The sequence below is a fragment of the Staphylococcus sp. GDY8P54P genome, from assembly GCF_017892645.1.
Taxonomy (GTDB): Bacteria; Bacillota; Bacilli; order Staphylococcales; family Staphylococcaceae; genus Staphylococcus; species Staphylococcus ureilyticus.
Genome location: NZ_JAESLN010000023.1, coordinates 1 through 6,473, shown reverse-complemented (window position 1 = coordinate 6,473; position 6,473 = coordinate 1). Strand labels below are relative to the sequence as shown.

The following is a 6,473-nucleotide window of genomic DNA, read 5'->3' as shown; positions in this document are numbered from 1 at the left end:
GATGGTTATTCATTTATAGGTTTAGGTTCTGATGGTGGATTTGCAGAATTTACAAATGCCCCAGAAGAGAACGTTTATAAGTTACCAGATAACGTTTCTGATAAAGAAGGCGCTCTTGTAGAGCCAACAGCTGTTGCAGTTCAAGCAATTAAAGAAGGTGAAGTTCTATTTGGCGATACTGTTGCTATTTTTGGTGCAGGTCCAATCGGTTTATTAACAGTCATAGCAGCTAAAGCTGCAGGTGCAAGTAAGATATTTGTTTTTGATTTATCAGAAGAAAGATTGAATAAAGCTAAAGCGATTGGTGCTACTCATACTATAAATTCCGGTGAATCAGATCCAAGTGATGTTATTAATAAACATACAGATAATGGAGTTGATGTAGCATTTGAGGTAGCTGGTGTAGCGCCAACACTTAAATCTGCAATAGATGTTACTAAAGCAAGAGGTATTGTTGTTATAGTTTCTATATTCGGCCATCCTATTGAATGGAATCCAATGCAATTAACAAATACAGGTGTAAAGCTCACTTCGACAATTGCTTATACACCTACTACATTTCAACAAACAATAGATTTAATTAATGAAGGTAATTTAAAAGTTAAAGATGTCGTTACTGATGAGATAGAGTTAGATGATATTGTGGAGTCAGGATTTAAACAGCTTGTAAACGATAAATCACAAGCAAAAATTCTCGTTAAGTTATAAAAGCTAATAAAAGAGCCACTCTAAAAAATCAGAGCGGCTCTTTTATTAGCCAAAATATAGTTTCATTTAGTCAAATAATTTGTGAATTTTTATAATTTTTTAGTCTAAGCATTCTTAATGAATTTATTATTTATTATTTAATAATTGTATTATTAAATACAAAACCAGGTTCGGCACCTAAAATGATAAGAAATATTTGTGAGTAGTCCACATTTTGGAATTTTAATATCATATCTTTAAAAAACACAAAATTAGTATCTTTTTTAACTTTTGCAACTTCTTGTTCATATAATTTCAAAACAGATTCTCTTATTAAAGTTGGTCTCTCATTTTGAATATTTTCACGGTTATCTGAAAACATAAGTACTCCTAAATATTTATAATGGATACTTAATTGTCTTGTCAAACTAGCTATATATTCTAACTTTTCATACATACTAGGAAATTCGTTTCTTAGTTTTTTCAAATCTAACTTAATTTGGTTTAATTCTTCCATTTCATTAATCATTTTATCACTACTCCAATTCCCATGGCTTATTAATATCAAGAGAGTCAATTATATTTTTAGTTTGTGATCGTTTAATTTTTCGCATTTTAGCTCTTTCTTCGCCATCCATAAATAATAATTTTTCTTCTTTGGACTGAGGAGAGATTTTGGGTATTTTAATTGGTTTTTTATTTTCATCCAAAGCTACAAAAGTAAGAAAAGCTACAGCAGCAATTTTTCTTTCTGCAGTAATCATATCTTCTGAAATGACTTTACAAAATATTTCCATAGATTTTTCTCCTGTATAAACTACATAAGATTCTATACAAACGGAATCAGATTGGGTGATTGGATATAAAAATTCTACTGAATCTGTAGAAGCTGTAACACATTCTTTAACTCTTGCATGTCTTCTAGCTGATAGCGTTGCGTTATTATCAATTTTTTTCATTAATACCCCCCCAAACAGTGTATTATAATTGTTTAAATCATTAATTAATACTTGATCCGTACTGACAATTTTACTATCTCTAGGAAATTTATAATTTTCCATAAAAAACTCCCGTTTCTATAATATTTTACATTCTAATTATAGAGCGAGAGTGTATAAATATAAAATATCCTTTTTTTATATAGCTATAAATTTCTCAAATGCTTTTATATTTAATAGTTAATTAAGAAGTTTTCTTGGAGAAATTTAATCCAATTTTTTGTTAAAGAATCAACTATAATATCTTTTCTCCAAATAATACCAAGTTCCCATTTCATGGAAGGTTCATTAATATCGATGGCTTGTAAATTATTATCTAATAAGCCTAGTATTCCTTCGGGTAATATACATATCCCTAGATTATTTAATAACATTTCTTCTATGAAGCTCCATTGGGTGGTTTCAAAAATTATATTAGGATTAAAGCCATAATTTCTACATGTATTTTTGATTTTATCGTTTAAATAGAAATCAGAATTGAATAAAATAAATTCTTGTTCTTGTAAATCTTCAATATCAATCTTTGTTTTTTTAGATAATGCATGATTTTTATGAACGACCAGTTTTAATTTTTCTTCTGAAAAAGAGAATATATCAAAGTTTTTATTATTTGTAGGAAGTACAGTAATTCCCATGTCCAAATCGCCATAATATACATCGTTTTCAATTTTTTTACTACCATTTTCAAAAAGTTGAAAAGTTATATTAGGATACATTTCATGAAATTCCGAAATTAAGCCAATTAATATTCTTATATTAATAATAGTAGGGATTCCAATTTTCAAATGTCCCTTTTTTAATTCTAATAAATTACTTAACTCATTAGGGATATTATCATACATTTTAAGCATTTCTTTACATTGGAAAAAGAAAGCTTCTCCTGCGTCAGTTAAGTATATTTGGTTTTTATACCTATTAAATAAATTTACATCTAATTCTTCTTCTAATAATTTAATTGTATTACTAATTGTGGGTTGTGTGATAAAAAGATTAGATGCTGCTTTGGTCATACTTTTTTGCTTTACGACTTCTACAAAATACTGCATATGTCTAAGTTCCAATAAATTTCCTCCCTTTTTATTATTTCTTCACGTTACCAGTTTTTTAAACTAATTATTTTTTATTATTCTGTATACCGTTGAACGACTAACATCTGTCTGTTTAGCAATCTCTTCCCCAGTTAGTTTTTGTTCATCGTATAAGAATTTGATTTCTCTTTTCTTATAATCTGGCAAAGAAGGACGGCCGCCTTTTCTCCCTCTTGCTCTCGCAGCTTCTAGACCTTTTTTCGTACGTTCACTTAATAAGTTAGCTTCAAGTTCTGCAAATGCACTCATCATTGTAAAAAACATTTTTCCCATCGCATCTTTGGTTGACACATTCATATCAATAATATGTAAATCAATGCCGTTTTCATCTAACCATTGAGACAGATCAATTAATTGTTTTGTTGTACGTCCAAGACGATCTAATTTATAGATAACTAGGATGTCTCCTTCACGTAAATAGTCTAAACACTTATCAAGTTCTGTTCTTTTCGTTTTGCGACCACTCACTTTTTCGCTAAAGATACGTTCACAACCATAGTCTTTAAGTGTATCAATTTGTCCATCAAGACTTTGATCTTGTGTTGATACACGTGCATAACCAATTTTAGCCATTTGAATACCACCTCTTACTAATTGTTTTATGGGTGCTTATACTTATTAATAAAATCTACTTCTCGATGCTGTCACTTTATTCGATATATGAGAATGACTTTACCTAAAAAATGAGAAAAGCAACGCACTATATTAAAATGCGTTACTTTTTCTATTATCGAATACCTATAACTAAACTATCTCTAGCTGTTTCTACAACTTCTGTACTTATTTTATCTAAACCATTTATATCCATAATTCTGTCTATCTGCGCAAATAAACGATGAATCAGCCTAAAATTCCCTTTTGTGATTTTAATAATCGTCGTTATTGCCTCATAATCAGTAAAGTCTTCGAGTTTTAAATCAAATCCTAAATCTTGCCACTTATATTCTAATATATGATGCGTCTCATCTTTACTTAGATTATCAAATTCATGCGCAAAACCTATGCGCGAATATAGTTGAGGATAACGAGATAGTTTTTTCTCTATGCCCGGCATACCAATAAATATCATTGCTAAATTATGTTCATCATAAATAGCTCTTAATTGCTCTAAATGTTGCACTTTAAGGCGATCAATCTCATCTACTATAATTAAATCAATATATTTAAACATATCACTATAATGTTTACTATGTTCATGTCCATACTTATTTACAACATGTAATTTTTGACCCAAATCAATGCTTGCAGTAATACTATATAAATCATTCCTTAATTTAGTTTGTTTTTCTGCTGGTGCAGTATAAAATATTTTATCCACCGATAGTATGTCATCGGTCGTTTTACTAGCTAAATCTTCCCAACCTCTATGGTTAACTTGTTTTTCGATAGTATCCCAATTTGTATAATATCTTGAAGATAAAGTTTTCCCAACTCCAGGTTGACCATAACAGATACCAATATATTGATATTTAATGCAAGCGTCACAAAATTCAGCAAACCGTTTATACTCTTTCGTTTCAATAAAATTCTGATTTTTAGTCATTACGATACCTCTTTAATTTATTGACGTTTTTAGTCGTTTCTTGAGGTGAATAACCACAATTTTTTTCTTCCTTAATTAATTCCGTGGTACTTGGACTAGTAATATTTTGTTTTAAGTGTTTTCTTCTCTGACTACGAGCGTGCTGTATGTCTTTTATATCTATGGAGTAATCAGCTATTTCTGGACATATAGCAGTACAAAGAAATTCATCTCTATAAAACACACGTATTTCAGCCATATCATTTGGGTTATAACGAATCAGTACATATTCACCTACATAAGCTGCTAGATTAGTATTAATGTATCAAAAACCTTGAAAATGAATGCCATCTGAATGAACTTTTCTAGATTTAGGTATTTCCAACAATAATAAATCAAGTTGTTCTAAGCTACTTGGCATATTAGGGAAAAAGTGATTACTATTCCAACGACTGATAGGCGTGGTATGAATAGCACTATGTTCTTTTTGATTATAATTTTCAATTAAAAAGTAACGTAATTTTTCTTCAAAATTGTGAAAATTTATTAAATTACTAGGAATATCACTATTGTTTATATATCCAGGCAGTTGTTCTAAGAAAATTTGGTTAACTGTCTGAAAAAAGCGTTCTATTTTTCCACGACCACGAGGGACACCAACTTTTGAAAACATCAAATTTATTTTCAAGTCAATAGCGACTTGTTCCATGTGATTTGAGGTAAAGTCACTTCCGTGATCTGTATAGAATTTTTCGGGTATACCACACACTGGCCAGTTGGTATCATTCTTATTCCATATTGCTTGGTATAGTGTTAATGCTGTGTTTTGAGCATTAGGAGAATCAAAACTTATAAAATAGCCTGCAATGGCACGACTATAGTCATCCATAATAATGGTTAGCCATGGTCTATTGATATTACCTTTTTGATCTAATATATAAATATCTAGCAAAGTATGGTCGGCTTGCCATATTTCATTGGGTCTTGAGGATTCTCTTATTTGTATTAAATCGTACTTATTTTGATAGTATTTTTCACCTTGGTGAGAGAAATCAATAACAGACTTAGGCATTGCTTTAATAATACTATAAACTTGTTTGTAGCTTGGTTTATCAAAATTATTCTCTATACAATAATTAGCGATTTTCCTATGAATTGTAGCAATACTATTTCTTTTATTCTTAAGTGCAAGGCGTTTAATCTCGTCAATTATGTTTTGTTCTAATTTACGCTCACCTTTATCAACTCTTGTATTATGAATTAGACCAGTAAGTCCTTGTTCCTTATATAATTTATTCCATCTATAAAGTGTACTTAATGCAATACCTTTACTTTTTGAAATGGTTGATAAAGATTGTTCGCCCAAGATAAAAGGTTTTATAATATTGTACTTTTGAGTAGCTTTTTTACGCTTGGCTTCAGAAAAATTAGTTAGATACTTCTCCTTGTTTTTCATCTTCCTTATCCTCCAATTTATTGAGGTAACGATAAATTGTTGTACGTGAAACTTGCCACTGCTCCGCAATTGTTTTGATTGGTGTGCCATTATCATAAAGTGTTTTAAGTAAATTTAAATCTTTTTGGCTTAATTTTTCTGGTCTACCTCCATAGCGTCCTCTAGCACGTGCTGCAATTCGGCCTGCTGAAGAACGTTCTAAAATTAAATTCCGTTCAAATTCTGCAAATGCTGCGAACAAATGAAATAATAATTGTCCTGTAGAACTTGATTTATCCATCGTTATATTTTCTTCTAAACTGTGGAAACTTACTCCTCGTTCGTTAAGCTCATTAACTAATGTGATTAAATCCTCCATATTACGTCCTAATCTGTCTAATCTCCAAACAACAATCGTATCTCCTGACCTCGCAAATTCAATTGCTTTATCTAAACCAGGTCTTTTACTTTTTGAACCACTGATATGGTCACTAAATATTTTTTCACAACCATATTGATTTAATCGATCCTCCTGTAAATTCAAATTTTGTAATCCAGTTGAAACTCTTGCATAACCTATTTTCAAAATACAAACCTCCTATATACACATTCAGTGTACCATAACTTAATTCTAAGGTCTTTTATGAACATAGATTTTTTGTTGGGTTTTTGAACACTCAATCATATAATATACCTACCTATTTAGACATAAAAAGGGAGTGTGCAGAAAATGGTTATTTTCT

General features: G+C 30.2%; 7 protein-coding genes and 1 pseudogene. 1 reads left to right on the top strand and 7 read right to left on the bottom strand.

Features of this window, described 5'->3' with window-relative positions; genetic code table 11:
- Positions 1-708 (top strand): zinc-binding dehydrogenase (locus KA883_RS08220; protein ID WP_204171394.1); only part of this gene is annotated, 708 nt, incomplete at its 5' end.
- A 133-nt stretch (positions 709-841) separates the two neighbouring features.
- Here KA883_RS08220 and KA883_RS08215 read toward each other — a convergent pair.
- The 7 genes and pseudogenes from KA883_RS08215 to KA883_RS08185 all read right to left on the bottom strand — a co-directional run bounded on the left by KA883_RS08215 (position 842) and on the right by KA883_RS08185 (position 6,316).
- A complete protein-coding gene (locus tag KA883_RS08215) occupies positions 842-1,216 on the bottom strand; it encodes a hypothetical protein (protein ID WP_011867723.1) in 375 nt (124 codons plus the stop codon).
- A gap of 7 nt (positions 1,217-1,223) precedes the next feature.
- A complete protein-coding gene (locus tag KA883_RS08210; protein ID WP_011867724.1) occupies positions 1,224-1,748 on the bottom strand; it encodes an acyl-CoA thioesterase in 525 nt (174 codons plus the stop codon).
- Positions 1,749-1,858: 110 nt separating this feature from the next.
- A complete protein-coding gene (cidR, locus tag KA883_RS08205) occupies positions 1,859-2,746 on the bottom strand; it encodes a cidABC operon transcriptional activator CidR (protein WP_070039664.1) in 888 nt (295 codons plus the stop codon).
- A gap of 48 nt (positions 2,747-2,794) precedes the next feature.
- Positions 2,795-3,346, bottom strand: coding sequence for a recombinase family protein (locus KA883_RS08200; protein WP_011304040.1), 552 nt, complete (start codon positions 3,344-3,346; stop codon positions 2,795-2,797).
- Positions 3,347-3,500: 154 nt separating this feature from the next.
- Positions 3,501-4,316, bottom strand: a complete 816-nt coding sequence (locus tag KA883_RS08195; RefSeq protein ID WP_000164962.1) for an AAA family ATPase — start codon at positions 4,314-4,316, stop codon at positions 3,501-3,503.
- Positions 4,309-5,751: pseudogene (locus tag KA883_RS08190) on the bottom strand (transposase). The gene KA883_RS08195 and the pseudogene KA883_RS08190 overlap by 8 nt, the downstream one beginning before the upstream one ends.
- Complete coding sequence (locus tag KA883_RS08185) at positions 5,723-6,316, bottom strand: recombinase family protein (protein WP_107384734.1); 594 nt, start codon at positions 6,314-6,316, stop codon at positions 5,723-5,725. The pseudogene KA883_RS08190 and the gene KA883_RS08185 overlap by 29 nt, the downstream one beginning before the upstream one ends.
- Between the last annotated feature and the right edge of the window lie 157 nt (positions 6,317-6,473).